Origin of the sequence: Dankookia rubra, from assembly GCF_004355005.1 — a bacterium.
GTDB lineage: Bacteria > Pseudomonadota > Alphaproteobacteria > Acetobacterales > Acetobacteraceae > Paracraurococcus > Paracraurococcus ruber_A.
Genome location: NZ_SMSJ01000304.1, coordinates 1 through 891, shown reverse-complemented (window position 1 = coordinate 891; position 891 = coordinate 1). Strand labels below are relative to the sequence as shown.

1 pseudogene is annotated in these 891 nt (G+C 70.7%); it reads right to left on the bottom strand.

Annotation, left to right across the window (positions count from 1 at the left end):
- Window positions 1-891: pseudogene (locus E2C06_RS36715) on the bottom strand (IS30 family transposase); the annotation flags it as partial.

The window sequence follows — 891 nt, the reverse complement described above, 5'->3', positions numbered from 1 at the left end:
GGTCGTCGCAACACCAGCTTGCGCTGCTCTGAGTAGCGCGTCAAAGGCCTCGGCTGGCGTTCGCCACCCGAGCGTTTTGCGTGGTCGGCCATTCAGCGTCACCGCCACCGCGGCGAGCGCCTTTGCGTTGTGGCCGCTCAGGTCCGTCCCCTTCGGGAAGTACTACCGCAACAGCCCATTCGTGTTCTCGTTCGTCCCGCGCTGCCAGGGGCTGTGCGGGTCGCAGAAATAGACCTGCACGCCGGTGTCGATCCGCAGCTGCGCATGCAGGCTCAGCTCCGCGCCCCGGTCCCAGGTCAAGGAGCGTCGCATCTGCTGGGGCAGCGTCCTGATCGTGCGCGTGATGGCACCGCAGACCGCCTCGGCACCATGGCCCGCGAGGGCAGGCCCGTTCTTCACCCGATCGCCCTCTGCGTGCCCCGGCATGCGCGGCAGGTGGAGCAGCAGGGTGAAGCGCGTCGTGCGCTCGACCAGTGTGCCGATGGCCGAGCTGCCCAGCCCGAGGATCAGGTCACCCTCCCAGTGGCCCGGCACTGCCCGGTCGGCGGCCTCCGCCGGGCGCTCGCTGATCATGATCTCCGGGGTGACATGCGATTTGCCCCGGCCGCGGCTGCGCGCCCGCGGCACCCGCAGCGTGCGCCCGGTCCGCAAGCAGGCGGTCAGCTCGCGCCGCAGCGCCTCGCGTCCCTGCACGTACAGCGCCTGATAGATCGCCTCATGGCTGATGCGCATCGTCTCGTCACCGGGAAAGTCAACCTGCAGCCGTCGGGCAATCTGCTCGGGGCTCCACGCCTTCCCCCAGCGCCGGTGCTGCCGCGGCCCATGCCGCCGCCCCTTCCACTGCACCAATGGCCCCCGCACCTTGGCCCCGCCTGGCCCGACCACGTCGCC